Here is a 23,660-nt window from a genome sequence, read left to right as displayed (position 1 = left end):
TGCGCTCGATGCTCGATGGAACAGCCAGATGACTTTTCTGGAGGTGCTGGAGGAGCGTCTGCTAGTCGAGCTGCGCACACACTTTTACGAAGGCAACATCGATCCGCATTTCATAGGCACCCTGATGGACACGGTGCTGCAGCGATTGATCGACCGGGAACTGGTGGTCATCGATGAAGAGCAGGATGCGCCCTACCGTTGGGAGGGGGCGGCTGACCGGGGATTCGCGGCCGAGCGCCAGGAGGTCATCGCCCAGACAGTCGAAGGGGTCGCATCGGGTCTTGTCGATCACTACAAGGATTATCTGCGGCGCCATTGGCGGATGACTGGTCTCGACCCAGAGCTTGGAGAGAGGGTCGGGCAGCGACTCAACGAGCACATGGCTCTCATCGACCTGGCTTTCCAGCCTGCCCGACTGGCGGGCCTGGACGTCGATGAGCTCCGAGAGACGATCGAGCTGTTCCAGGACTCATGGCGTCGCGGCAATCGATTGACCGCCTTGGCTACGCCTTTGGAGCGACGGAGTCTTGAGGCAATGACTCGCGGGCAGTTGCCTGACTGGCTGCGAACCCTGGGCGAGGCCGAGCGTACGCAACTGGAGACGTTGCAGGAGCTGTCCACCCAAGCGGCGGCGCTGGTGGATGAATTGCTCGATGGCCTGGGTTCGCTACGGGCCTTTGCGCGGCAACTGGCCAGGGAGTACGTCAGGCATGAGCTGGACATGGAAGTCGAGCCGGACAGTATTCGCGTGCAGTTGCTGTGGCGAACCGTCATCGACCAGCCGGTGCGGGCCCACAGCCTGAGCGAGCTGTTGACGGTGGGGCCGTTGAGGCAGGACAGCGTCTCGGTGTTCCTGGTGGAAAACGGCGGCATGTTGCGCAACCAGCCTCTTTCATCCGCCTTCATTACTCAGTTGCTGACCCAGGTGGACGCTCCGGCCGGCTACCGGCAGGCGCTGGTCAGCCGCTATGGCCGCGACGACCTGAAGGACGCCTTGTTCGACTGGTTCGTGGCGCGGCTTCTGCATAGCGCGTTCGTCGCCCGTTGCGCGGGCCATTTGAAACCTGCCCACCATGACGCGGTGAAAGCCCTGTGCACAGGCGGCCCCATGGTACAGGCGGGCAGCCTTTTCCAGGTGGCCGGGGTAGTGCTGCCAAACGCATTGAAATGCACCGACGTCTTGCTGTTCTATCGCCATGACCTGCAAGGTGATCTGCTGCTGTATGCCCCGGACAAGCCGGATGGCCAGGAGTGGATCGAGCTGCCATCGCTGTGGGCGGTCAGCGTGGAGATCGGCGGTTGGACCCGAAGTGAAGCGGGTCGCGAATATTTGTTGCAGCGGATTTCTCCAGCCGATCGGAGTGTGGCCCGGGAATACTTTGCCAAGGTGGCGGACAAGCCATCGTTCTGGAGCGCCAGCAAGGATCCCAGGGCCACGGTGACCGGCTTCCAGGCCTGCGTGGGTGACATCGTCGCAACCGGCCTTGCCCACAACCTCGCGCAAGTGGAGCAGGACGAATCGCCTCTTTGGTACAGCGCGCTACCCCTGGAGTCACGGCGTAACATCAGCAGCTTGAGCCAGGAGCTCCTGAGGCATCAGCAGGTGTTCGACAAAGCGCTTGCGGGCTATGAAGTGTTCGCCGATTTCGCCAGGCGCGTCGTCACCCAGGCGATCGCACCCTACATGCGCAGCAAGGGTGTCCAGGAGCCGGTGGACCCCGCGACGGTGCTCATCGACTACAGCCCCGGGCTGGCGGCTGGCAAGACGCAGGTCGCCAGCCTGCTGGATCTCGCCATCTACGGCTATGACGACAACTCAGGGATCGACCATCCCGCAAAAGGTGTGCGCTCATCGGTGGGGCAGGACCTGAGCCAGGTTCGCAGTGCGGAGCTGGCGTCGTATCTGCGGCGGGCGTATCTGGGCGAGCAATATGCGGCGCAGGTCCGTACCCGGTTTCTCGACGCCAGCACCCCGCAGTACGCCAGGCGGCGCAGTGCCTACCGCAATCTGCTGCTGACCCGGATGGACCGCGACCTGCGTGTCGCAACAGGCAAGTCCCAGCTCAGCGCCGACGAATTCTGGTGGCTTACACGCCAGGTCACCCTGCTGAGCGAGTCGGTGCCCACGGTCGGCCCGGTCTACTCGGGCTCGTTGGTGCAGCGCGAAGGCGTGATCAGGTTCTCCGTGGGTGGCCATATCGTCATGGGTGTCTACGTCTTTACCTACTTCGATCCGAAGGGTTTTTCCTGGTTGTACACGCCTGACGCTCCGGACGGCGTCACGTTCCGCCCGTACCGCGACTTCACCGGCAAGGTCGTCGCGCGTCTGCATGACTACGTGCTGGCGCGAGTCGCACTCGCTGCGCGCACGGCCGTCAGGCGCTCGCTGTTGGTCCTGCAGGCATCGAAAGGTGGCCTCGATACCTTGCGCGAGTTCAATCGGGTGATCGATATCCGGACCGAGTTCGATGCCTGGGTAGAGCGCGCCATCAGCGATGTGGAAGATGTCACCAAAAGCCGCGCCGAGGTCATCAGGGAGCAGGTGATCAAGGGGCTGCTGTTTGCGTCTGCCCCCGTGTGCCTGGTGTACCCGCCCTTTGCCCTGCTGCTGGATGCGGTCTTCATCGCCGCCAGCGTCAGGCAGGCCGCCGAGGCGCATGGGCAAGGCGACACGGATCGCGCCCTGGCTTACTGGCTGATGGCCTCCTGGGGCGTATTCTTCGCCGCGCTGGGAGCCGGAACCCTTGCCTCCCTGGTGGGCAATGGAGCCAGGAGCCTGAAACAGGTCATGACGCCGATGTCATTGTCCGCGCAGCGTTTGCGGCGCGTGGCGCCGGTCATCGCCAAGGACACCGGGCCGGTCGTCCAGCCCATCCGTTTCAAGCCAAGGCAGGCGGTCGGCAAACCCCCTGGGAATCTGAAGCGGGTGACCGATGAAGGCCTCTTCCAGGGTACCTATCGCAGCCCCTCCAGCGCGTCGCAGCCGCAAAACAAGTACTACATACGCAGCAAGGGCAAGTACTACCAGGTGAAAGAGGACCCTTACTTCGGTGGCCTGTGCCTGGTGGACGCCAGTCGTCCCGATGCCTTGTACAAACTGCCCATCCGCAGGATGGGGGATGGCAAGTGGGTGCACGACAAAGTCGGCTTGAGGGGCGGCGCCGACGATGTGCTGGTCCTCGGGCGCGTGAAGGACCTGCGCGAAGCGTTTCCTGGCCATGTCTACCCGGATGTATCGAGGGGCGCGTTGCAGGGCGAGGCGGTGGTGGCAAGGTTCAGCGAATCGGTGGCGGACAACTATCTGTTCTCGCTGAACGCCCAGACATGCGTAATCGCTTCGTTGTATAACCCGAGCACCAGGGTGGGGGCTGTCATCCATTTCGATCACAATATCCGTGCCCTCATCGAGCGCAGCCTGGGGGATGTGATCCGGCGCCTGGGCGGTGCGGCCAAGGATATCCGCGCCACGCTGGCGGGGGGAGATTGGCTGACGGGGGCTGACATTGGCGGTCGGGTGAGGTCGGCGATGAGGCGCAAGGGGTTGCGACCCACCTGGGATCACTGGTCGTATTCATCCTGCTTCGGCAATACCTATGGAGTCTCGCTGGACCTGCGCAGCGGTATGACCTCGGTCTTCAAGACCTCGCGCAGCCAGGTCGAGCGCTATTACATCCCGGTGCTGGCCAGGGCGAAGAAGAGTTCCGACCCGGTGTCGGCGCGGGCGCGTGAATTCATGGCGCGCGTACGCAGCGAACCGCTGGCGGCCAGTGCCAACGGTGCGGTGCTCACCTTCCAGGGCCGACCTGCGACCTCGGCCCAGATCGAGGCACACGCGTTCCCCACGGTGGCGCTGAGCTGACCCGTTCATTGTCACTGGGAAAGGAAAAAAAAGACCCCGGCCAACGGACCGGGGTCTTTTTTACATCACACGGGCATCAATGCTGGTTGGCCAGCTTGTGCTCCAGGTAATGGATGTTGACGCCACCTTCGCAGAAGCCTTCGTCGCGGGTCAGGTCGCGGTGCAGCGGGATATTGGTCTTGATCCCGTCCACCACGATTTCGTCCAGCGCATTGCGCATGCGCGCCATGGCTTCGTCGCGGGTCGCCCCGTAGGTGATCAGCTTGCCGATCAACGAGTCGTAGTTCGGCGGAACGGCATAACCGCTGTACAGGTGCGAGTCGACACGAACGCCGTTGCCGCCCGGGGCATGGAAATGCTTGACCGTGCCTGGGCTTGGCATGAAGGTTTTCGGGTCTTCGGCGTTGATCCGGCACTCCAGTGCGTGACCGCGAATGACCACGTCATCCTGGGTGAACGACAGCTTGTTGCCGGCGGCGATGCTGAGCATCTCCTTGACGATGTCGATACCGGTGACCATTTCCGAAACCGGGTGCTCCACCTGAACACGGGTGTTCATTTCGATGAAGTAGAAACGACCGTTCTCGTACAGGAACTCGAACGTACCGGCGCCGCGATAGCCGATGTCGATGCAGGCCTTGACGCAACGGGCCAGCACTTCCTGGCGTGCCTTCTCGTCGATGCCCGGTGCAGGCGCTTCTTCGAGGACCTTCTGGTGACGACGTTGCAGCGAGCAGTCGCGGTCGCCCAGATGGATGGCGTGACCCTGGCCGTCGGACAGTACCTGGACTTCGACGTGGCGTGGGTTGGTCAGGAATTTTTCCAGATAGACCATCGGGTTGCCGAACGCCGCGCCCGCTTCGGAGCGCGTCAGCTTCGCCGAGGAAATCAGGTCTTCTTCCTTGTGGACTACGCGCATGCCGCGACCACCGCCGCCGCCAGCGGCCTTGATGATCACCGGATAACCGACTTCGCGACCGATGCGCAGGGCGGTTTCCTCGTCCTCAGGCAGCGGGCCGTCGGAACCTGGAACGGTGGGTACGCCGGCCGCGATCATCGCGTGCTTGGCCGAAACCTTGTCGCCCATCAGGCGGATGGTTTCGGCTTTCGGGCCGATGAAGGCAAAACCGGAGTTCTCGACCTGTTCGGCGAAATCGGCGTTTTCCGCCAGGAAGCCATAGCCTGGGTGAATGGCGGTGGCGCCGGTCACTTCGGCCGCGGCGATGATCGCCGGGATGTGCAGGTAGGAATGCGCGGCCGATGCCGGACCGATGCAGACGGACTCGTCTGCCAGGCCCAGGTGCATCAGTTCCTTGTCGGCCTTGGAATAAACGGCGACGGTCTTGATGCCCATCTCTTTGCAGGCGCGCAGGATTCGCAGGGCGATTTCACCGCGGTTCGCGATCAGGACTTTTTCCAGCTTCGCAGTCATCAAAGGCTCTCCGCGGTTCAAACGATGGTGAACAGCGGTTGGTCATACTCAACCGGCTGGCCGTCTTCAACGAGGATGGACTCGATCACACCGCTGGTTTCAGCTTCGATGTGGTTCATCATCTTCATGGCTTCGACGATGCACAGGGTGTCGCCTTTCTTCACGGTCTGGCCCACTTCAACGAAGGACGGCGAGGTTGGGGACGACTTGCGATAGAAGGTGCCTACCATTGGCGACCGAGCGACGGTGCCGTTGAGCGCAGGCGCGGCGGCAGCGGCTGGAGCAGCAGCAGCTGCAGCAGGTGCGGCCGGAGCCGGTGCGGCGGCCGGAGCCTGCACAGGGGCCGGGGCGTAGTACTGCTGGGCCGGAGTCTTGCTGTGACGGCTGATACGTACGGACTCTTCGCCTTCCTTGATCTCGAGCTCGTCGATGCCGGACTCTTCCAGCAATTCGATCAGTTTCTTAACTTTACGGATATCCATGAATCATCAACTCCCAAGGGTCGGTCAGGGGCGTTTAACGCTTGTTGTTCAAGCTGTTGCCTGTCTTTCAAGCTGCTCTAGGGCGGCCTCCAGGGCCAGTCGGTAACCGCTGGCGCCAAGGCCGCAGATCACTCCTACCGCTACATCGGAGAAATAGGAGTGATGGCGGAAAGGTTCGCGTTTGTGCACGTTGGACAAATGCACTTCGATGAATGGGATGCTCACCGCCAGCAGCGCGTCACGTAATGCGACACTTGTATGCGTAAAAGCTGCGGGATTGATCAGAATGAAGTCCACGCCTTCGTCGCGGGCGGCATGAATGCGGTCGATCAGTTCGTACTCGGCGTTGCTTTGCAGATAGAGCAAATGATGGCCGGCGGTGCGGGCCCGCTGCTCCAGATCCTGGTTGATCTGAGCGAGCGTGACGGCCCCGTAGACGCCCGGTTCGCGGGTGCCAAGCAGGTTCAGGTTGGGTCCATGCAGGACCAATAGGGTCGCCATCTGCTGTTCCTTGTTATCCGTGAGCAGGTGTCAGAACCCGGCGACTATGCCGCAAAGCCTTTATGACTGTCCAGTTCTCGGCAATAGCCAGCACGATGACCGATGTTTGCGCGAAATTTGTGACCGTGCTCTAAAAACCGGTCATCCGTGGCGCAAAAGCCTGGATTGGCAGGCTGTGCCGCGAGTCAGACGCGAAAGGCTTGCACGGCGGTGTGCAGGCGCCCACCCAGGACCAACAGGTTGTCACCCTGTTCCCGGCCCTGGCCGATGCGCAGCAGGTTTTCCCCGCCCAGTTGGTGGATGCGTTCGCTGTGATCGCGAATCTCGCTGACCGCGCCGCTCTGTTGGGCGGTGACGTCGGCGATGCGCACCGCGGTGTCGGCGATGGTCTGGATGGCATCGACGATCTTGTCCAGTGCACCGTCGGCCGCTTGGGCCTGGTTGGCGGTGGCCTCGGCGTGTTCGACCTGGGCGCGCATGCCGTCCACGGACTGGCGCGCGGCCAGTTGCAGGCGCGCGATCAGGGCCTGGATCTCGGCCGTGGCCCCTGCGGTACGCTGCGCCAGGGAGCGCACTTCCTCGGCCACCACCGCGAAACCCCGGCCCATTTCCCCGGCTCGAGCGGCTTCGATGGCGGCGTTGAGGGCCAGCAGGTTGGTCTGGTCGGCGATCGAGCGGATCACCGTCAGCACGCCGCCGATGGTGGCCGATTCCTCGGCCAGTTGTTCGATCATCTGCGCGTTGCCTTGCACCTCGCCCACCAGTGCATGCAGCCCGGTGAGGCTCAGCCCAATGACTTTCTGCCCCTGTTCCACAGCGTGTCCGGCGCTGCGGCTGGCCTGCGCGGCCTGGCTGGCGTCACCGGCCACTTGCTGGATGGTCGCCTCCAGTTCACTGAGGGAATCGCGGATCAGTGCCGTGTCGCCGGCCTGGTGCTCCGCGCCGCTGTGCATTTGCGCACTCAGCTCGGCCAGGGCCCGGCTGCTGCCGGCGACCTGCTCGGCATTCAAATGGATGGCCCCTACCAGGTCTGTCAGATAAGCGCGCAGTCGATTGAGCGATGCCTCGATGTCCCGCAACTCACGGTTGCTGGCGCCGACATGGATATCGCGACTGAAGTCGCCTTCGGCCCAGGTCGATAGCGCGGGCGCCAGGTGTGTCAGGGTCCGGGCCAGGCGTCGTTGCAGGGTATCGATAAGCAGGGCGATCAGCAGGATCAGGCCGATCATCACGCCTTGGATCAAGCGGACCTCTCCTTGGATCTGTCCGTGCTGGGCACGCACAGCGGGCTCCATGGCATCAATGGCCTGCTGCACATCGGCGGTTTTCAGGTGCGTGGCGTTGCTCAACTCGGTGCGCTTCTGGATCAGTGCCTGGGTGCGTCCCAGCTCTGCCGGATAACGGCCAAGCAGGCTGTTGAGTTCACGCTTGAGGGCAATGCCGGCGTCTTCGGCGGCGGTCTTTTCCTGGGTTTCCAGACCCATCAGTGCGGCGAAGTCATCGCTGCCGGATTCGCTGCTGGCCGTTACGCCGAGCAACGGAAGGCTATCGATCTGTTCGGCCTGGGTGCGGATATTGGCCAATTCCCGTTCGACGTCGGCGGCCAGTTCGCTGCGGCCGCCGCTGACCATTTTTTCCCGGGTCAGCGACAGCCGGCCCAAATGCTGCGATGCGGCGAACAGTGGGGCCAGGTAGGCGGGTGCACCGTTGGCGTATTGGGCGAGGCGGTCCAGGTTGGCGCTCAGCTCACGTTCGGCCTGCAGCAGCAGGGCCTGGGGATCTGCGGCCAGTTTGCCGGCGGCCAGCAGATCGTTCTTGCTGAAGCCATCGAGGCTCGACAGGCTCGGGCGCAGGCCCTGTGCCAGTTCCGGCGGGAACTGGTCCAGATCCTGTTGCAAGGTTTCGAGGGCCTGGGTGGCGGCGCTCAGGCGCAGGGCGTCGCCGCTGGCCAGATAGTCCTCGATGTTGCGAGCCACCTCGCCCTGGAATTGCCGTGACAGCCCCAGGTAACGCTCCATCAGCAAATAGGGGCGCTCCAGGGCGATCTGAGACCACCAGAGCGTGGCGCCGAGGCCAAGACACACGGCCACCAAAAGGAGGGTATTGAGGTTCGTCAGCAGCTTCAGGCGCATCGGGGTCTACCGGGGGCAGAATCGTAAGTGCCTGAATTTATTGCGCCTTGGTTACAGGTTTATGACTGAATCGGTGGATTCCGATGAAAAAGTGGCACTTTGCTTTGATTGGTGCGCGCTCTGCACCCGATTACGGCCGGCATGCTTGGCGCGGTACAGCGCTGCATCCGCCTGGCTGGCCATCATCAGGCTGTCGGACGTTTCGCTCATTTCCACCACCCCGGCACTGAATGTGCACCAGAGGTCATGGGGCTGGGCCGGATAGTGGATTTCGGCAAAGCGCTGGCGAATTTCATCCAGTACCGTGCATGCGGCGTCGATATCAGTGTCGGGCATGACAATGGCGAACTCCTCGCCGCCATAACGGCCGATGAAATCGGTCTTGCGCAGCCGCTGCTTGAGGAACAGCGCCAGGCTCTTGATGACCCGATCGCCCATGGGGTGGCCGTGGCTGTCGTTGACTCGCTTGAAGTGGTCGATGTCCAGCATGGCGAAGCTCAGGGGCTTGCCTTCGCGACGAGCGCGGAAGCAACAGTCTTCGAGCAACTGCAGGATATGGGTGTGGTTGTACAGCCCCGTAAGGCTGTCGCGAACCATCCGCGCCTTGAGATTGCGCGCCCGGGCCGCGCGGTTGCGCACGGTGGTGATCAGGTGCCGCGGCTTGATCGGCTTGGTCAGGAAGTCGTCGCCGCCCTCGCTCATGGCATCGAGTTGCTTGTCCAGGTCATCTTCGGCGGACAGATAGATGATGGGCACGCTGACATAGCGGTCATTGTGACGGATCACCTTCGCCAGTTCCGTACCGGTGCAGGCAGGCATGTACATGTCGAGGATGATCAGGTCTGGCTGGAAATCGGCCAGTTCGGCCATGGCCTGGATCGGCTCGATCAACGTGCGGGTCACGATGCCGGCGCTGTTGAGCAGGCGCTCGGTGTGCAGGGCCTGGGCGCGGGAGTCGTCGATGATCAGCACTTTATAGGGCTCGTACTGGGCCACGCAGGTCAGCACTTCGATCTTTTCCAGCAGGCTCGAGGCTTCCAGGGTTCCGGTCAGGAACTCCTGTCCACCGGCCCGCACCGCCGCCAGGCGGGTCGGGGTGTCGGTTTCCAGCAAGCTGAAGAACAGCAGCGGCAACGGCTGCTCCAGGCCTTGCTGGGCTTCGGCGGCCAGTTTCAGGCCGATACCGGGGCCGCTGAAATCCACATCCATGACGATCGCTGCGGGGAGGCGCTCCACCATCGAGGCGCGAAACGCCGCGACACTTTCCAGGGCCTGGGCGCTGAGGCCGAAGAATTCCAGCTGCTTGGCCAGTCGTTCGGCACGGTCATGGTCTTGCAGTAGCACATAGATAGGCTTGCGCAGCGGCGGCAGGAAGGTTTGTTCGAGCTGATCGCCATGACGCAGGCCGGTGCGGGACAGGCGCTGCATCAAGCGATTGATTTCAGTGATCAGGTGGCTGCTCAGTCGTCCGCGATTGGCATCCACCGCTTGCAGCGACTGGCTGATGCCCTGGGCCAACTGGGTATGCTCCGGTTGCTCGAAGCGCTCGGCGAAACGCTGCAGGCGCAGGGTGGCTTCGCTGAGCTCCGACAGATCGGTGCTGGACCATTCGCTGCGTTGCAGGCGCTGCCATATCTCCAGGATCTGGCGAGCCTGATGAATTACCCGCTGGGCAAAGTGGTGCTTGAGGCGCTCACGGCTGGGGTCTTCTGGCTCGGTCATATCCTGACTACTAGTTAGGGTGCATGCTGAGGTCGACTGGTGGCTCTATGCTAGCACCTCTTTTCCCTCGCATGAGTGTCATACGTCAATAATCTGCCTCGGGATGAAATTCAGTTTCTGACCCAATGGTCATCATAGGCCGATGACGGCGCTTCCTTTATAGTGGCGGTCCGATTGCCTCGCCCTGGCTGGCGTGATTCCGCGTTTCAAGTCAGGCACGATGGCGTAGGGTTGTGGTCGAACCGTGAACTCAAGTGATTGAAGGGACATCGCCATGCTGGACTGGAAAAACCGCGCGGGCAGCGCGCCTGAACGTGCCGCCGAGCCGAAATCGGCCACCCGCAGCTACCTGGGCGGGCTGTTCTTCAGCCGCGCGCTGGCCACGCTGGTGGGCCTGTACCTGCTGGTGACCATCGCCATCGGTTGGTACTGGAGCCAGGAGCCGTCCCTGTTCCCGGTACAGCAGAATGCCCAGGCGGCCGCCGAGAAGGACGGCCGGCAGATGGTGGTGGGCTATACCACTGTCGAGACCCTCAAGAGCGTCGCTGGAACCCTGCTGACCAAGCCGGGCGGCTATATTTCCAACGACCGGTTCCCTCCAGGCCTGTGGATGGACAACATGTCGAGCTGGGAATACGGCGTGCTGGTCCAGGTCCGCGACCTGAGCCGTGCCTTGCGCAAGGACTTCGCCCGTTCCCAGTCCCAGTCCGCCGAGGACGCCGACCTGGCCAAGGCCGAGCCGCGCTTCAACTTCGACAATCGCAGCTGGGTGCTGCCCTCCAGCGAGTCGGAATACCAGGAGGGCATCAACTCCTTGAGCCGATACCAGGCACGCCTGTCCGACCCCAGCCAGAAAAGCGCCCTGTTCTACGCCCGTGCCGACAACCTGAACAACTGGCTGGGTGACGTCGGCACCCGCCTGGGCTCGCTGTCCCAGCGGCTGTCGGCCAGTGTCGGTCGGGTCAAGCTCAATACCGCATTGAAAACCGAGGCCCCTGCGCCGGGCCAGGTGCCGGAAGTCGACGAAGAACGTGTCGAAACCCCGTGGCTGCAGATCGATAACGTGTTCTATGAAGCTCGCGGCCAGGCCTGGGCGCTGTCCCACCTGCTGCGGGCCATCGAGGTGGACTTCGCCGATGTGCTGGCGAAGAAGAACGCCACGGTCAGCGTGCGCCAGATCATCCGCGAGCTGGAAGCGTCCCAGGAGCCGATCTGGAGCCCGATGATCCTCAATGGCAGTGGCTTCGGCGTCCTGGCGAACCATTCGCTGGTCATGGCCAACTACATTTCCCGTGCCAACGCGGCGGTGATCGACTTGCGGCAGTTGCTGAACCAGGGCTGATCCATGAACGAAAGCGCCCGGGAGGCCGCCCATCGGGTGGCTTCGGATGCCGAGCTGATCGCTTGGGTCGACGAAAACGATAACCTGCTGGGCAGCCTGGTGCGCTCGGAACTGCGGGAGCGTGGCCTGATCGGACGCGGCACCTACATCATGCTGTTCAATTCGGCCGGTGAGTTGTGCGTTCACCGCCGGACCTTGAGCAAGGCGATCTATCCCGGTTTCTGGGATGTGGCTGCGGGCGGAATGGTGCAGGCGAACGAGACCTACGCCGAGTCGGCGGCCCGCGAGCTGGCGGAAGAACTGGGGGTGAGCGGCGTTCCACTCATCGCCCACGACCATTTCTACTTCGAAGACCCCGGCAGCCGGCTATGGTGCTCGGTGTTCTCGGCGGTGTGGGACGGCCCTCTGGTCCTGCAGCCGGAAGAGGTGCTCGAGGCGCGTTTCCTGCCCATCGGGCAGGTGCTGGAAGAAATCCGGTGCAAGCCTTATTGCCCGGACTCCCTGGCGGCCCTGGAGCGCTATTTGCGGGTCCATGGCGAGGGCGTCGCAAAGAAGCAGTAAATTGGCGCCGATTGGCTCTTAGCAAGTCGGCTTTTTGCCGTTACACTGCGCGACTTTTCAAGCTGGACCGGCGTCTGCCGGTCCAGTAGCGCTGCCCCTGCCTGAGTGGGGCTTCGCGGTCGGGGCACTGCTTGTCTCGGCCAGTCTTTGTCCTCCCGAGAGGATTGCCGGTGGCCAAAAAAGCCGCATCCTTCGCCGCCCTGGGTGGCCTGGTATTTTCTACCGACGCCGGTCGTCATTGCCCTGATTGCCGCCAGCCGGTGGATGCCTGCATCTGCAAACAGACCGTCATCCCCGCCGGGGATGGTATCGCCCGCGTGCGCCGCGAAAGCAAAGGTCGCGGCGGCAAGACGGTGACCACCATCACCGGCGTGCCGTTGGCCGAGGACGCGCTCAAGGAACTGGCTACTACGTTGAAGAAACGCTGTGGCACCGGTGGCGCGTTGAAAGACGGTGTCATCGAGATCCAGGGCGATCACGTCGAGCTGCTGCTGGCCGAACTGGCCCGGCACGGTTTCAAGGCGAAAAAATCCGGCGGCTGAACGGCTTTCTAAACTCAGCCCGGTGAGCAAGGTCTACCCTGCTGACAGGCAATTCGTCATCTTCACTCTCCAGACTGCGCCGGCCTCTGACCGGATGGCGCATTTTCGACTTCATTCATAGGGGACTTCGATGTCCGTACGACGCACACGCAAAGACGATGGCAGCCAATGGACAGTTGCGGACAGCCGCAGTGTTTACGGGATTCGCCATTGGGGGGCCGGGTATTTCGCGATCAATGACGCCGGTCGCGTAGAAGTCCGTCCGAACGGTCCCGACAGTTCACCCATCGACCTGTTCGAACAGGTCGACCAGCTGCGCCAGAGTGGCCTTTCCCTACCTCTGCTGGTGCGCTTTCCAGACATCCTGCAAGACCGTGTGCGCCAGCTTACCGGTGCATTCGACAGCAACATCGCGCGTCTGGAATACCAGAGCCAATACACCGCGCTTTATCCCATCAAGGTCAACCAGCAGGAAGCGGTGATCGAGAACATCATCGCGACCCAGAACGTTTCCATCGGCCTGGAAGCCGGTTCCAAGCCGGAGCTGCTGGCGGTGCTGGCCCTGGCGCCCAAGGGCGGGACCATTGTCTGCAACGGCTACAAGGATCGCGAGTTCATCCGCCTGGCGCTGATGGGCCAGAAGCTGGGTCACAACGTGTTCATCGTGATCGAGAAAGAATCCGAAGTCGGCCTGGTGATCGAAGAGGCCGCGTCCCTCAAGGTCAAGCCACAGGTTGGCCTGCGGGTTCGCCTGTCGTCCCTGGCCTCGAGCAAGTGGGCCGATACCGGTGGCGAGAAATCCAAGTTCGGTCTCTCTGCCGCCCAGTTGCTGTCGGTGGTGGAGCGTTTCCGCGGCGCCGGCCTGGACCAGGGGATCCGCCTGCTGCACTTCCACATGGGTTCGCAGATCGCCAACCTGGCGGACTACCAGCATGGCTTCAAGGAAGCGATCCGTTACTACGGCGAGCTGCGCAACCTCGGCCTGCCGGTGGATCACATCGACGTCGGCGGTGGCCTGGGCGTGGACTACGACGGAACCCATTCGCGCAACGCCAGCTCGATCAACTACGACATGGACGACTACGCTGGTGTCGTGGTCGGCATGCTCAAGGAATTCTGCGACGCCCAGGGCTTGCCGCATCCGCACATCTTCTCCGAAAGCGGTCGCTCCCTGACCGCCCACCACGCGATGCTGGTGGTGCAGGTGACTGATGTCGAGAAGCATCACGACGACGTGCCGGTGATCGAAAACAAGGAAGCCTTGCCCGAAACCGTGCAATGGCTGGTCGATCTGCTGGGGCCGACCGATATCGAGATGGTCACCGAAACCTACTGGCGCGCCACCCACTACATGAGCGACGTGGCCGCCCAGTACGCCGACGGCAAACTGACCCTGGCGGAGAAAGCCCTCGCCGAACAGTGCTACTTCGCCGTGTGCCGTCGCCTGCACAACTCCCTCAAGGCCCGCCAGCGTTCCCACCGCCAGGTGCTGGACGAGCTCAATGACAAGCTTGCGGACAAGTACATCTGCAACTTCTCGGTCTTCCAGAGCCTGCCGGACACCTGGGCCATCGGCCAGGTGCTGCCGATCCTGCCGCTGCACCGCCTAGACGAAGAGCCGCTGCGTCGTGCCGTGCTGCAAGACCTGACCTGCGACTCCGACGGCAAGATCAAGCAGTACGTCGACGAGCAGAGCATCGAGACCAGCCTGCCGGTGCACTCCCTCAACCCGGGTGAAGACTACCTGCTGGGTATCTTCCTGGTGGGGGCCTACCAGGAAATTCTCGGCGACATGCACAACCTGTTCGGTGACACCGACTCGGTGAACATCTACCAGAATGCCGACGGCAGCGTGTACCACGCCGGTATCGAAACCCACGACACCATCGAGGACATGCTGCGCTACGTGCACCTGTCGCCGGAGGAGTTGATGACCCACTACCGCGACAAGTGCGCCAGCGCCCGCATCAGCGCCGCCGAGCGGACCCAGTTCCTCGACGCCTTGCGCCTGGGGTTGACCCGTTCGTCCTACCTGTCTTCCTGAGCGGAGCCTGAAGCGCCCGGTGGTGGGGGAATATTCCCTCGCCGCCGAAAGCTTTTCGGCGGCCCCACGACCGATTGGCATCGCCCTTTCGAGCTGTCAGAAAATACGCCGTGTGCTGCGGGGATTTTCGGATAGTCCCGGAGGGCGTTTTTATTTGTGCCGTTGTTATTTCCACACACCGGTCCATTTAACCCGTGCTGTCCTTATTTCATGTAGTCCCTTTCCTAACTTGTACTTGGGCCCTCTACTCGGCCATGGCTCTCAGCGAGAATCCCCGGCCGCCCCTCCTGTAGAGATACGCCGATGTCCGATCCAGCCAACGAGCCACTCTTTCGTCTGGAGATAGCCGGTCTGCCCGAACCCTTTGTCGTGTCGGCCTTCATGGGTAGCGAAGCCATCAACGAGCCGTTCAGCTATGACGTGGAGCTGTTGCCCGGTGATGCCCACCTGGACCTGGCGGCAATGTTGTACCGCAGCGTCTGGTTGAGCTTCGGGGACTCGGGCCGGGGTATCCATGGTCAGCTTCATGAACTTGTGCAACACCGGCATGACGGCGCTTACCGGGTGCGTATCGGGCCGAAGCTGGGGTGCCTCGCGCAACGCTTCAACCAGCGGGTATTCAGCGCTCGCACCGTGCCTCAGATCATCCGCGAGGTGCTCAAGGCCCACGGCATCGGCGGGCACGACCTGTGCCTGGATCTGGAAAAGGATTATCCCCCGCTGGATTACTGTACCCAGTACCGGGAATCGGATCTGCGATTTCTCCAGCGCCTGTGTGCCCAGGCTGGCCTGCATTTCCATTTCGAACACGGGCGCGCAGGACATTGCCTGGTCATTGCGGACGGTTCGCGCAGTTTTTCGCCAGTCCGGGAGGCGAGTTATGGCGCCGGATGCCAGGCCCCTGGCGTCCACCTGTTCAACGTGCAAACCGCCGCTTGCGAGGCGCAGCTCGCCGAGGGCCATAGCGACCTGATGAATCTGCATTGCGGGCAGGCTCTGGTGCTGTCCGCTCATCCGTTCGAGGCCTGGAATCGACGCTGGCTATTGACCCGGGTCGAGCATCGCGGCGATGCCGGTGGGTACGGCAATCACTTTCACGCCGTTGCCGATGGGCAGCCGCTTGCGGCTGACAGGCCTTCGAAGCCGCGCATGCTGGGCCAGCAACGCGGGTGGGTGGCGGCGGTGGACGAGTCAGCGTTGCAGATGGCGGGGCGGGTGGCGGTGCAGTTCGACTGGGTCTACCAAGGCGAGGGAGCCAGCCCCAGTCATTGTTGGTTGCCCCTGGCGCCGGAGCTCGCCGCTTGCGGGCCGGGCGCAATCGATGAAGGGACCGAGGTGCTGGTGAGCTTTATCGAAGGCGACCCGGATCGTCCCATGGTCAGTGCCTTTCTCGGCGGTCGGTTATCCATGCCAATGGAGAATGAGGCGGCTGGGGGAGCCTTCCACGAGCCGGCCAGCTCGTTCGGAGTCGATCCTGTGTTGTTGGCTGCGATCCAGGCGGCCGAGCCGTTGATCCTGTTGTGTCTGTTGCCTGGGGGCGGCAGCTTCAGTCCCTGTGGCCAGCCGGTGTGCACCTGCCGGCTGATCACTCAAGGCGGCGCGAGCTCCGCCCCATGAGTGCTGTCGCCATGTCCGGGTCCACGCCTCAATGGTTGCTGCTCGACCTGCCGGGCGCACCGGGTGCGGCGCGCCTTCTGCACGAGCAGTTCGCAGAGGTTCGGCGTTTTGCCTTGTTCGAGCAGACCGAATGGCATGGGCTTCGGGAGCATGGCCCGCTACTGGTGGACTTGCAGCAATCGCCGGCCCTGGCCGGGCTGTGCCATCTGGATCCGGACGCCTGGCCGGGGTTGCTGCTGGTGAGTGCTTCGCCAGTCGCGCAGTTGCTGGCCCATCTGCGACGAATGCTGGCGGTGACGCTGGGCCTGCATCACAAAGCGTTGCTGAGCTATTACAACCCCCACACCGCCAGCTATTTCTTCGACGGTTGCGACCCGGCCGAACTCAGTTGCTGGCTGGGCCCTATCAGCCTGATGCGCTGGTTCGGCGGAACATGGGCCGACCGGGCCATCGGCAGCCAGGGCTGGCAGCAACTTTCCAATCCCGGTCTACCGGTTGGCGCGTTGGAAAACGAGCATAGCCTCAGCATCCGGCAGCAGAACAAGCTGCAACAGTGCCTGCTGGAACGTCATGCCTGGCAATGGTCGTGCGCCACCCGACGCGATTACCGGGTGCTCTGGGAATACCTGGAGCAAGGATTGAAACTGGGGTTTACCGAACGCGAAGTGCTCGATGGCTGGTTGTGGCTGCGCCTGCAGTACCCCGATGCCCGGCCCGTGCCGGAACTCAGGGGCGAGTCGCAGCACGAGCGTCTGGAATATCTGCGTCGGTCGTGGCAGAACGGCGAAGGCTGAAGCGTCAGTCGGCGCGGGCACCGAGCCAGCGGTCGTGTCGATGCAGATGCCAGGCGAAACCGCCGAGGGTCAGGCTGCGCAGCGACATGAACAGCAGGAAGGTCACCCACAACCCATGGTTGCCCAGGCCTTGCAGCGCCCAGGCGAAGGGCAACACCAGCAGCAGGGTCAGCAGCATGCCGTTGCGCATTTCCCGGGCGCGGGTGGCGCCGATGAACAGGCCGTCGAGCACGTAGCTCCACACCGCGATGAGCGGCAGGAGCGCCAGATAGGGCAAGTAGCGGTAGGCGGTGGTGCGTACGTCGGGGATGTCGGTCTGCATATCGATGAACAGATGCCCGGCAATCAGGAACAGCAGCGCGAATCCGACACTGGCAATCAGCGACCAGCCACAGGCCACCACCAGCGAGCGGCGCAGGGCCAGGCGATCGCCAGCACCGATGGCGTGGCCGCACAGCGCTTCGACGGCATGAGCCAGGCCGTCCAGGGCATGGGCGGTCAACAGCAGCCCATTGAGCAGCAGCGCATTGGCCGCCACCGTCGCGTCTCCCAGCCGCGCGCCCTGGACCGTGATCAGGAAAAAGACCGATTGCAAGGCCAGGCTGCGGATGAAGATGTCCCGGTTCACTGCCAGCAGCGGACGCCAGCTCTGCCAAATTCCCAGGACTGCCCAGGCGATCCGTCCCGGCCAGGCGTGCAGGGTCTGGCGGGCCAGCACCAGGCCCACCAGCGCACCGGTCCACTCCGCCAGCACCGAGGCCCGGGCCGAGCCGATCACGCCCCAGTCCAGGCCGAGCACGAACCACAGGTTCAGGACGATGTTCACCAGGTTGGTGGTCAGCAGGATCGCCAGCGGTGCCCGGGCATTCTGCGCCCCTAGGAACCAGCCCACCAGCGCATAGGCGGCCAGCGCCGCCGGCAGGCCGAAAAGCCGGGTATGAAAGAAATCCCGGGTGAGTTGATCGAGTTCCGCCGACGGCTGCATGAAGTGCAGCGCCACGTCGCTCAACGGCACGCCTACCGCGCCGAGCATCACCGCCAATCCCATTGCCAGCAGCAGGCCTTGCAGCAGCACCTGCCGCAACGCCGCCCCGTCCCCGCGTCCGGCAGCCTGGGCCGCGAACCCGGTAGTACCCATGCGCAGGAAGCCCATGGCCCAGGCCAGCACCGTATACAGACTGGCCCCGACCGCCACCGCGCCCAACTGATGCGCATGAGGCAGGTGACCGATGACGGTACTGTCCACCAGCGCCACGAGGGGGACGGAAATATTCGAGAGAATCATCGGCGCAGCCAGTGCCCAGACCCGGCGATGGGTCAGGCGGTCGCGCCAGTCGGTGATCAGGTTGGACATGCGGGCTCCTTGATGGAGCGCGATTGTAGCGGGTTCTTGCGCCGGCGTTCTTCGGGTCACGGGACTCATCGTGGCGCAGGAGCAAGCTTCCTTGCCACGATGCTAACGGGGTAGGGCAAGTGCTTCAGTGGATGATCCAGCTCAGCAACCACAGCCCCAGCACCAGCCAGATGATGCCGAGGATGATCGACGCCCGCATGAAGGCGCGGATCGCCGAATACAGCATCAACAGGCCAAGAATGAGCGCGATGATGCTGATGATCGAGGTGTCCATGCCCAGTGCTCGCGACAGGCCTTCGACGAAGTTGCCGCCGGCATTGGCGAGGGTGTTGAACAGGCCGCTGAGCAGATCGACGATAAAACGGATCATCGAACCGAGTGCCTGGCCGAGCCATTCGAAAAAGCTTTCTACCTGCATGTGTGCATCCTGATGGAAAGAAGTTGGAATCGAGCCGCTGGCCCTGATTGTAGGAGTTGCCCGAGGCCTGGATCGTTCGATTATGAGGCAAATCGCCGCTTCGTACCGAGACGCTTGCCTTCCCCCGTCATCCCCCCGAAGCTATGGGCATTCAGGAGAGCCCGATGAACCTTGTTGAACTGACCGAACGCCTGCACGCCATTCGAGACCGTAACGATTGGCGCCCATTCCACAGCCCGAAAAACCTCGCCATGGCCGCCAGCGTGGAAATGGCCGAGCTGGTAGAGATCTTCCAGTGGCTGACCGAGGACCAGTCGCGTGAACTGCCCGCGGACAAACTGGCCCACGCCGGGCAGGAGATCGGCGATATCGTGTTGTACCTGCTGCTGTTGTGCAGCGAATTGGGCTTGGACATGGATTGCGTCGTGCGTGCCAAGCTGGCCGACAGCGAGCGGCGGTTCGGCTAATGAGCGACCGTCATTTCGATCAGCTCGCCACGCGTTTCGCCGAAAAGATCTATGGAGGGGCCAAAGGCGCGATCCGCCTGGCGGTGCTCCAGGCGGATCTGCTCGAGGCCTTGCCAGAGCGTCCGCTGCGCGTGCTGGACATCGGCGCCGGCCTGGGCCACATGTCGTTGTGGCTGGCCGAGCGAGGCCACCAGGTGACCCTGGCCGAGCCGGCCGAACCCATGATAGAGGGGGCCCGCCAGCGGTTCGCCGAGGCCGGTCGGAGTGCAACCTTCATCCAGGCACAGTGGCAGGACCTGCCCGGTCAGCTCACCGGACCGTATGACCTGGTGCTGTGTCATGCGGTGCTGGAGTGGCTGGCGCAGCCCCATGCGATCCTGCCGGTGCTGCACCAACTGACGGCACCGGGCGGATGGCTGTCCCTGGCGTTCTACAACCGCGATGCACTGGTCTACCGCAACCTGCTCAAGGGCCACTTCCGCAAGTTGCGCAAAAACGACATGGCGGGCGAAAAACAGAGCCTGACCCCGCAACAACCCCTTGATCCGCGGGAATTGGCGGCGCAACTTGAAGGTCTGTGGCAGGTCGAAACCGAGAGTGGGGTGCGGGTTTTCCATGACTACATGCCGGTGGAATTCCAGGCGCGCGCAGAGCTTGCACAGTTGCTGGAAATGGAGCTGGCTCACCGCCGTCATCCGGCGTTCGCCGGGCTGGGACGTTATCTGCACTGGATCTGCCGACCGGTGTGATCGGAGGGCGAGATGAAAGGCCGTTCAGGATTATTGGTGTTGTGCCTGGGGCTGGTGGCCTGCCAGTCCAGCAATCCGTATGTCGCGACGTCCAGGCCGCTGCCCCCGGCGCCTCCGGAAGCCGCCACGGTATTCGATCGTAGCGCCTATCCGGCACCCCCTCGTGACTATGGGCGTTATCGCAGTTGGACCTGGCGCAACGGGCAGTTGCCACCGGGTACCGCCTGGGCGGATTCGGCCCAGGTGGCCGAGGCGGTGAGCAACGCCCTGGACCAAAGGGGGCTGCGGCCGTTGCAGGACAACCGTGCAGCCGACCTGTTCGTCAGTGCCAATCTCCATCTGGAGACCCGCGTGCGTCAGGTCCGGGACGACTACGACACGGGGTATTACGGTGGCTACAACCGCTATCACGGCTACGGTTCAGGCTATGGCATGTATCACACGGTACCGATAGTGCGCACGTATCAGGAGCAGGTCGTGGTGGTCCGGTTGGACCTGTTCGATGCCCGCACGGGCCAGCCCGTGTGGAGTTCCAGTGCCGAAACCAGCCAGCGCGGCACACAGGGCGAACGCACCGATGCCATTCGCGAAGCGGTGGAAAAAGCCCTGTCGGCTTATCCGCCAAGTTGATCATGTAACGGAGAAAAACCATGTTTCGCCGTCTCGTTCTACTGGCTTTTGCTGCACTGCTTGGCGCTTGTGCGGGCACCCAGGTCAATCATGACTTCGACACCAGCCGCGATTTCGCGACCTACCGAAGCTGGAGCTGGAAAGAACCGGCGCTGCAATACCGCCCTGACGATCCGCGGATAAAAAGTGACCTGACCGAACAGCGGATCCGCCAGGCCGTGGCCGATCAGCTCGACCAGCGCGGCCTGCGTCCGGCTCCTGCCGGTGGGCGAAGCGATGTGCAGGTCCAGGCCTACCTGATCGTGGAAGACCGCCAACAGCAGGTCACCACGAGCTACGGTGGCGGTTGGGGGAGTCCATGGTATGGCTATGGAGGAGGCCCGATGTACAACGAAACCCGCAACATCAGCTATAAGGTCGCCACGGTGCAGATCGACCTGCTCGATGGCAAGGACGGCAAGCTGGTATGGCGGGGCAGTGACGAGCAACTGCTCAGCACCTCGCCCAACCCGGCCGACCGTAGCGCGGCGGTACGTGAAACCGTGGCGCGGATCCTGTCCAATTACCCGCCGCGATGATTGGCTGGTGGTGGACCGGATGTCGGACGCGCAAACACAGTCTCGCCTGGCATAGGGTCAGGCTGGTGCAACGGCTTCGCGCAAGCCCGCTTTTCCGGGTGACCAGGATTGGACGCCCCGAAAACGTCCGTGTGGCGGGTGTGCCGGGGTAGGTCTATTGGTCTGGGACCGTTCAGACAACTGGCCGCCAACTTCCCACCATATGTTGCAACTCATCCGATCCCACCAATTGCAAGTCGCCGCTGGACCCTGCGGCGCTCGCCAGCAACGTCACTTCGCTGGGCAGGCGCACCGGTTTCTTGAAGGTCACCTCGATTTCCACATTGGCTTTGGGCAAGCGATCGTCCAGGGCCGCCAGGGTCCGGGCTTTGTTCCACAGCCCATGGGCGATGGCAGTGGGGAAACCGAACAGCCGGGCGCTGATGCCGCTCAGGTGGATCGGGTTGTAATCGCCGGAGACCTTGGCGTACTGCCGGCCAATGTCGGCGGGAGCGGCCCAGTGCGCCACCTCGGTCAATGCCGGGGTATCCGGTAAAGGCGGCTCTACCAGGGCGCCATCCAGTTGCACACCCTTGCAGAGCATCTCGCTCTCGGCCTCCCACAAGGGGCCCAGTTGATCGTCGAGACGGGTCACCAGGCTGAATACCGCGCCCTTGGGGTGAGGGCGCAGGTTTTCCACATGGACACTGGCCCTCGCCTGGCTGACGCCGCCCATGGGACGCAGCACCCGGATGCGGTTGCTCAGGTGGATCAGCCCCAGCAGCGGGAAGGGGAAGTGGCTGGCGGTGAGCAGTTGCATCTGCAAGGGGAACGCCAGCACATGAGGATAGGTCGGCGGCAACAGTCCGTTTTCGACGAAGCCGCAGACCTTGCGGTAGGCCGCCAGGCGTTGTTGATCGACCTGGAGCACCTGGCGCAGTCCGTCGTCCGGCAAGGTCGTTCCAGTGACCTTGCGTCGTGTCGCGGCTTTTGTGTAGAGCCCGGACATGTTCGGTGCGCTGCTGACTTCATGCCATTGAGTCGTCATGGTCATGCTCCCAGCAGGCTCTGCCCACATACCCGCAATGCCTGACCGGTGACGGCCCCAGTGCCCGGTTGTGCGAGCCAGGCCACGGCTTCGGCGACATCCTGGGGCAGCCCGCCCTGGCCCAGGGAACTCATGCGTCGCCCGGCTTCGCGCAGGGCGAAGGGGATTTCGGCGGTCATGCGGGTTTCGATGAAACCCGGGGCCACGGCGTTGATGCTGATCCCTCGTGTCTTCAAGACCGGGGCCCAGGCCTGGGCCAGGCCGATCAGCCCGGCCTTGCTGGCCGCATAGTTGGTCTGGCCGCGATTGCCGGCGATGCCGCTGATGGACGCCAGCAGGATTACCCGGCCATTGTCCCGCAGGGTGCCGCTGTCGAGCAGGGCCTTGGTCAGCACTTGCGGTGCGTTGAGGTTGACCGCCAGCACGGCGTCCCAGAATTCCGGGGTCATGTTGGCCAGGGTCTTGTCCCGGGTGATGCCGGCGTTGTGCACCACGATATCGACGCCATCGGGTAAGTGTTCGATCAATTGGGCGGCGGCCTCTTCGGCGCAGATATCCAGCGTGACGCTACGCCCGCCCAGGCGTGCCGCCAAGGCGTCGAGATCGGTCTTGGCGGTCGGGACGTCCAGCAGGATCACATCGGCGCCGTCACGGGCCAGGGTCTCGGCGATGGACGCGCCGATTCCACGGGCGGCGCCGGTGACCAGCGCCTTGAGCCCCGTGAGTGGCCGGGTCCAGTCCTGGACCTGGGTCTCGCAGGCCTGGAGGCGGATCACTTGCCCGGAAATGTAAGCGCTCTTGGGTGACAGGAAGAACCGCAGCGCGCCCTCCAACTGGGCTTCGGCACCGTCGCCGACATACAGCAGTTGCAAGGTGCCGCCGTGACGCAGCTCCTTGGCCAGTGACCGGCTGAACCCCTCCAGCGCCCGTTGCGCACTGGCGGCGAACGGCTCGCCGAGGCTTTCCGGGGCGCGCCCGAGGATGACGACATGGGCGCTGTGGTCGAGGTTCTTCATCAGCGGCTGGAAGAACTCCCGCAGTTGCTTGAGTTGATCCACCTGGACCAGATGACTGGCGTCGTACACCACGGCCTTGATTTTCGGACCATGGCCGGGGATCCACTCGGTGGCCAGCGTCGACTCGCCCCCGTAGACGAAAATCGCGTCGGTCAGGCGTTTGGCGAACGCACCGACCTGTTCGGTCAGTGGGCCACCGCCCAGCAGCAGCGCGCCCTCGATCGGCCGCAGCCGACCGGCCTGCCAGCGCTCCAGGCGTACCGGCGAGGGCAAGCCGAGCGCCCCCACCAGGCGCAGGCCAAGGGCCGAGTTGGCGAAGTCGATATAACGGTCAGACATGGAACACTCTCCGGCTGATGAGCTTCCAAGTGTGGACCATGATTGGCAATCGGT

At 63.3% G+C, this 23,660-nt stretch carries 20 protein-coding genes; 11 read left to right on the top strand and 9 right to left on the bottom strand.

The features are described 5' to 3' along the window. Positions 1-28: 28 nt before the first annotated feature. On the top strand, positions 29-3,859 hold the full coding sequence (locus tag BT179_RS16705; RefSeq protein WP_256343850.1) for a dermonecrotic toxin domain-containing protein: 3,831 nt from the start codon (positions 29-31) through the stop codon (positions 3,857-3,859). A gap of 76 nt (positions 3,860-3,935) precedes the next feature. Here BT179_RS16705 and accC read toward each other — a convergent pair whose 3' ends face one another. The 5 genes from accC to BT179_RS16680 all read right to left on the bottom strand — a co-directional run bounded on the left by accC (position 3,936) and on the right by BT179_RS16680 (position 10,128). After that, the gene (gene accC, locus BT179_RS16700) at positions 3,936-5,291 is read right to left on the bottom strand and encodes an acetyl-CoA carboxylase biotin carboxylase subunit (RefSeq protein ID WP_072397826.1); all 1,356 of its coding nucleotides are present in this window, start codon (positions 5,289-5,291) and stop codon (positions 3,936-3,938) included. 17 nt (positions 5,292-5,308) lie between these two features. Further along, positions 5,309-5,773, bottom strand: coding sequence for an acetyl-CoA carboxylase biotin carboxyl carrier protein (accB, locus tag BT179_RS16695; protein WP_072397825.1), 465 nt, complete (start codon positions 5,771-5,773; stop codon positions 5,309-5,311). Positions 5,774-5,821: 48 nt separating this feature from the next. After that, the gene (gene aroQ / locus BT179_RS16690; protein ID WP_072397824.1) at positions 5,822-6,274 is read right to left on the bottom strand and encodes a type II 3-dehydroquinate dehydratase; all 453 of its coding nucleotides are present in this window, start codon (positions 6,272-6,274) and stop codon (positions 5,822-5,824) included. 185 nt (positions 6,275-6,459) lie between these two features. Beyond that, positions 6,460-7,227 (bottom strand): methyl-accepting chemotaxis protein, encoded by a 768-nt coding sequence (locus tag BT179_RS27230; protein WP_371264406.1) that lies wholly within the window; start codon positions 7,225-7,227, stop codon positions 6,460-6,462. 1,230 nt (positions 7,228-8,457) lie between these two features. Continuing rightward, the gene (locus BT179_RS16680) at positions 8,458-10,128 is read right to left on the bottom strand and encodes a diguanylate cyclase (RefSeq protein WP_072431727.1); all 1,671 of its coding nucleotides are present in this window, start codon (positions 10,126-10,128) and stop codon (positions 8,458-8,460) included. Between the two features lie 274 nt (positions 10,129-10,402). Between BT179_RS16680 and BT179_RS16675 the strand changes: the two genes are divergently transcribed. The 6 genes from BT179_RS16675 (at position 10,403) to BT179_RS16650 (ending at position 17,028) form a co-directional block, all read left to right on the top strand. Then, entirely contained in the window at positions 10,403-11,470 is a 1,068-nt protein-coding gene (locus BT179_RS16675; protein ID WP_072397821.1) for a DUF2333 family protein, read from the top strand. Between the two features lie 3 nt (positions 11,471-11,473). After that, the gene (locus BT179_RS16670; RefSeq protein ID WP_072431728.1) at positions 11,474-12,031 is read left to right on the top strand and encodes an NUDIX hydrolase; all 558 of its coding nucleotides are present in this window, start codon (positions 11,474-11,476) and stop codon (positions 12,029-12,031) included. 170 nt (positions 12,032-12,201) lie between these two features. Further along, the gene (locus tag BT179_RS16665) at positions 12,202-12,573 is read left to right on the top strand and encodes a translation initiation factor Sui1 (RefSeq protein WP_072397819.1); all 372 of its coding nucleotides are present in this window, start codon (positions 12,202-12,204) and stop codon (positions 12,571-12,573) included. Between the two features lie 130 nt (positions 12,574-12,703). After that, the gene (gene speA / locus BT179_RS16660; protein WP_072397818.1) at positions 12,704-14,617 is read left to right on the top strand and encodes an arginine decarboxylase; all 1,914 of its coding nucleotides are present in this window, start codon (positions 12,704-12,706) and stop codon (positions 14,615-14,617) included. Between the two features lie 303 nt (positions 14,618-14,920). Then, positions 14,921-16,234 (top strand): type VI secretion system Vgr family protein, encoded by a 1,314-nt coding sequence (locus BT179_RS16655; RefSeq protein WP_072397817.1) that lies wholly within the window; start codon positions 14,921-14,923, stop codon positions 16,232-16,234. Continuing rightward, positions 16,231-17,028 (top strand): DUF4123 domain-containing protein, encoded by a 798-nt coding sequence (locus tag BT179_RS16650; protein WP_072397816.1) that lies wholly within the window; start codon positions 16,231-16,233, stop codon positions 17,026-17,028. Before BT179_RS16655 ends, BT179_RS16650 begins: the two co-directional genes overlap by 4 nt. Before the next feature lie 4 nt (positions 17,029-17,032). Here the strand turns inward: BT179_RS16650 and BT179_RS16645 are convergent, their stop codons facing one another. Continuing rightward, entirely contained in the window at positions 17,033-18,382 is a 1,350-nt protein-coding gene (locus BT179_RS16645) for an MATE family efflux transporter (RefSeq protein WP_072397815.1), read from the bottom strand. 124 nt (positions 18,383-18,506) lie between these two features. Continuing rightward, positions 18,507-18,800 (bottom strand): hypothetical protein, encoded by a 294-nt coding sequence (locus BT179_RS16640; protein WP_072397814.1) that lies wholly within the window; start codon positions 18,798-18,800, stop codon positions 18,507-18,509. A gap of 164 nt (positions 18,801-18,964) precedes the next feature. Here BT179_RS16640 and BT179_RS16635 point away from each other — a divergent pair, with 164 nt between their 5' ends. The 4 genes from BT179_RS16635 to BT179_RS16620 are packed head-to-tail and all read left to right on the top strand — an operon-like array spanning position 18,965 to position 21,224. Beyond that, on the top strand, positions 18,965-19,267 hold the full coding sequence (locus BT179_RS16635) for a MazG-like family protein (RefSeq protein WP_072431729.1): 303 nt from the start codon (positions 18,965-18,967) through the stop codon (positions 19,265-19,267). Then, on the top strand, positions 19,267-20,016 hold the full coding sequence (locus BT179_RS16630; protein ID WP_072431730.1) for a methyltransferase domain-containing protein: 750 nt from the start codon (positions 19,267-19,269) through the stop codon (positions 20,014-20,016). Before BT179_RS16635 ends, BT179_RS16630 begins: the two co-directional genes overlap by 1 nt. 12 nt (positions 20,017-20,028) lie before the next feature. Then, the gene (locus BT179_RS16625; protein WP_072431731.1) at positions 20,029-20,646 is read left to right on the top strand and encodes a DUF4136 domain-containing protein; all 618 of its coding nucleotides are present in this window, start codon (positions 20,029-20,031) and stop codon (positions 20,644-20,646) included. A 20-nt stretch (positions 20,647-20,666) separates the two neighbouring features. Next, positions 20,667-21,224, top strand: coding sequence for a DUF4136 domain-containing protein (locus BT179_RS16620; protein WP_072431732.1), 558 nt, complete (start codon positions 20,667-20,669; stop codon positions 21,222-21,224). A gap of 172 nt (positions 21,225-21,396) precedes the next feature. Here the strand turns inward: BT179_RS16620 and BT179_RS16615 are convergent, their stop codons facing one another. Both BT179_RS16615 and BT179_RS16610 read right to left on the bottom strand, forming a co-directional pair. Continuing rightward, positions 21,397-22,251 carry a MaoC family dehydratase gene (locus BT179_RS16615; protein ID WP_072431733.1) on the bottom strand — a complete coding sequence of 285 codons (855 nt, stop codon included), beginning with the start codon at positions 22,249-22,251 and terminating at the stop codon, positions 21,397-21,399. A gap of 2 nt (positions 22,252-22,253) precedes the next feature. Then, on the bottom strand, positions 22,254-23,606 hold the full coding sequence (locus tag BT179_RS16610) for a 3-oxoacyl-ACP reductase (protein ID WP_072431734.1): 1,353 nt from the start codon (positions 23,604-23,606) through the stop codon (positions 22,254-22,256). Positions 23,607-23,660: the final 54 nt, after the last annotated feature.

Source organism: Pseudomonas sp. NFACC43 (genome assembly GCF_900119645.1).
Classification (GTDB): Bacteria; Pseudomonadota; Gammaproteobacteria; order Pseudomonadales; family Pseudomonadaceae; genus Aquipseudomonas.
The sequence above is the reverse complement of the archived record's forward strand: the minus strand, read 5'-3'. Positions and strand labels throughout refer to the sequence as shown.

Bases quoted from the DNA above. Each gene is read 5' to 3' on its own strand.
- BT179_RS16705 (WP_256343850.1), top strand. From the start codon at position 29: ATGACTTTTCTGGAGGTGCTGGAGGAGCGTCTGCTAGTCGAGCTGCGC.
- accC (WP_072397826.1), bottom strand. From the start codon at position 5,291: ATGACTGCGAAGCTGGAAAAAGTCCTGATCGCGAACCGCGGTGAAATC.
- accB (WP_072397825.1), bottom strand. From the start codon at position 5,773: ATGGATATCCGTAAAGTTAAGAAACTGATCGAATTGCTGGAAGAGTCC.
- aroQ (WP_072397824.1), bottom strand. From the start codon at position 6,274: ATGGCGACCCTATTGGTCCTGCATGGACCCAACCTGAACCTGCTTGGC.
- BT179_RS27230 (WP_371264406.1), bottom strand. From the start codon at position 7,227: ATGCACAGCGGCGCGGAGCACCAGGCCGGCGACACGGCACTGATCCGC.
- BT179_RS16680 (WP_072431727.1), bottom strand. From the start codon at position 10,128: ATGACCGAGCCAGAAGACCCCAGCCGTGAGCGCCTCAAGCACCACTTT.
- BT179_RS16675 (WP_072397821.1), top strand. From the start codon at position 10,403: ATGCTGGACTGGAAAAACCGCGCGGGCAGCGCGCCTGAACGTGCCGCC.
- BT179_RS16670 (WP_072431728.1), top strand. From the start codon at position 11,474: ATGAACGAAAGCGCCCGGGAGGCCGCCCATCGGGTGGCTTCGGATGCC.
- speA (WP_072397818.1), top strand. From the start codon at position 12,704: ATGTCCGTACGACGCACACGCAAAGACGATGGCAGCCAATGGACAGTT.
- BT179_RS16655 (WP_072397817.1), top strand. From the start codon at position 14,921: ATGTCCGATCCAGCCAACGAGCCACTCTTTCGTCTGGAGATAGCCGGT.
- BT179_RS16650 (WP_072397816.1), top strand. From the start codon at position 16,231: ATGAGTGCTGTCGCCATGTCCGGGTCCACGCCTCAATGGTTGCTGCTC.
- BT179_RS16645 (WP_072397815.1), bottom strand. From the start codon at position 18,382: ATGTCCAACCTGATCACCGACTGGCGCGACCGCCTGACCCATCGCCGG.
- BT179_RS16640 (WP_072397814.1), bottom strand. From the start codon at position 18,800: ATGCAGGTAGAAAGCTTTTTCGAATGGCTCGGCCAGGCACTCGGTTCG.
- BT179_RS16635 (WP_072431729.1), top strand. From the start codon at position 18,965: ATGAACCTTGTTGAACTGACCGAACGCCTGCACGCCATTCGAGACCGT.
- BT179_RS16630 (WP_072431730.1), top strand. From the start codon at position 19,267: ATGAGCGACCGTCATTTCGATCAGCTCGCCACGCGTTTCGCCGAAAAG.
- BT179_RS16625 (WP_072431731.1), top strand. From the start codon at position 20,029: ATGAAAGGCCGTTCAGGATTATTGGTGTTGTGCCTGGGGCTGGTGGCC.
- BT179_RS16620 (WP_072431732.1), top strand. From the start codon at position 20,667: ATGTTTCGCCGTCTCGTTCTACTGGCTTTTGCTGCACTGCTTGGCGCT.
- BT179_RS16615 (WP_072431733.1), bottom strand. From the start codon at position 22,251: ATGACGACTCAATGGCATGAAGTCAGCAGCGCACCGAACATGTCCGGG.
- BT179_RS16610 (WP_072431734.1), bottom strand. From the start codon at position 23,606: ATGTCTGACCGTTATATCGACTTCGCCAACTCGGCCCTTGGCCTGCGC.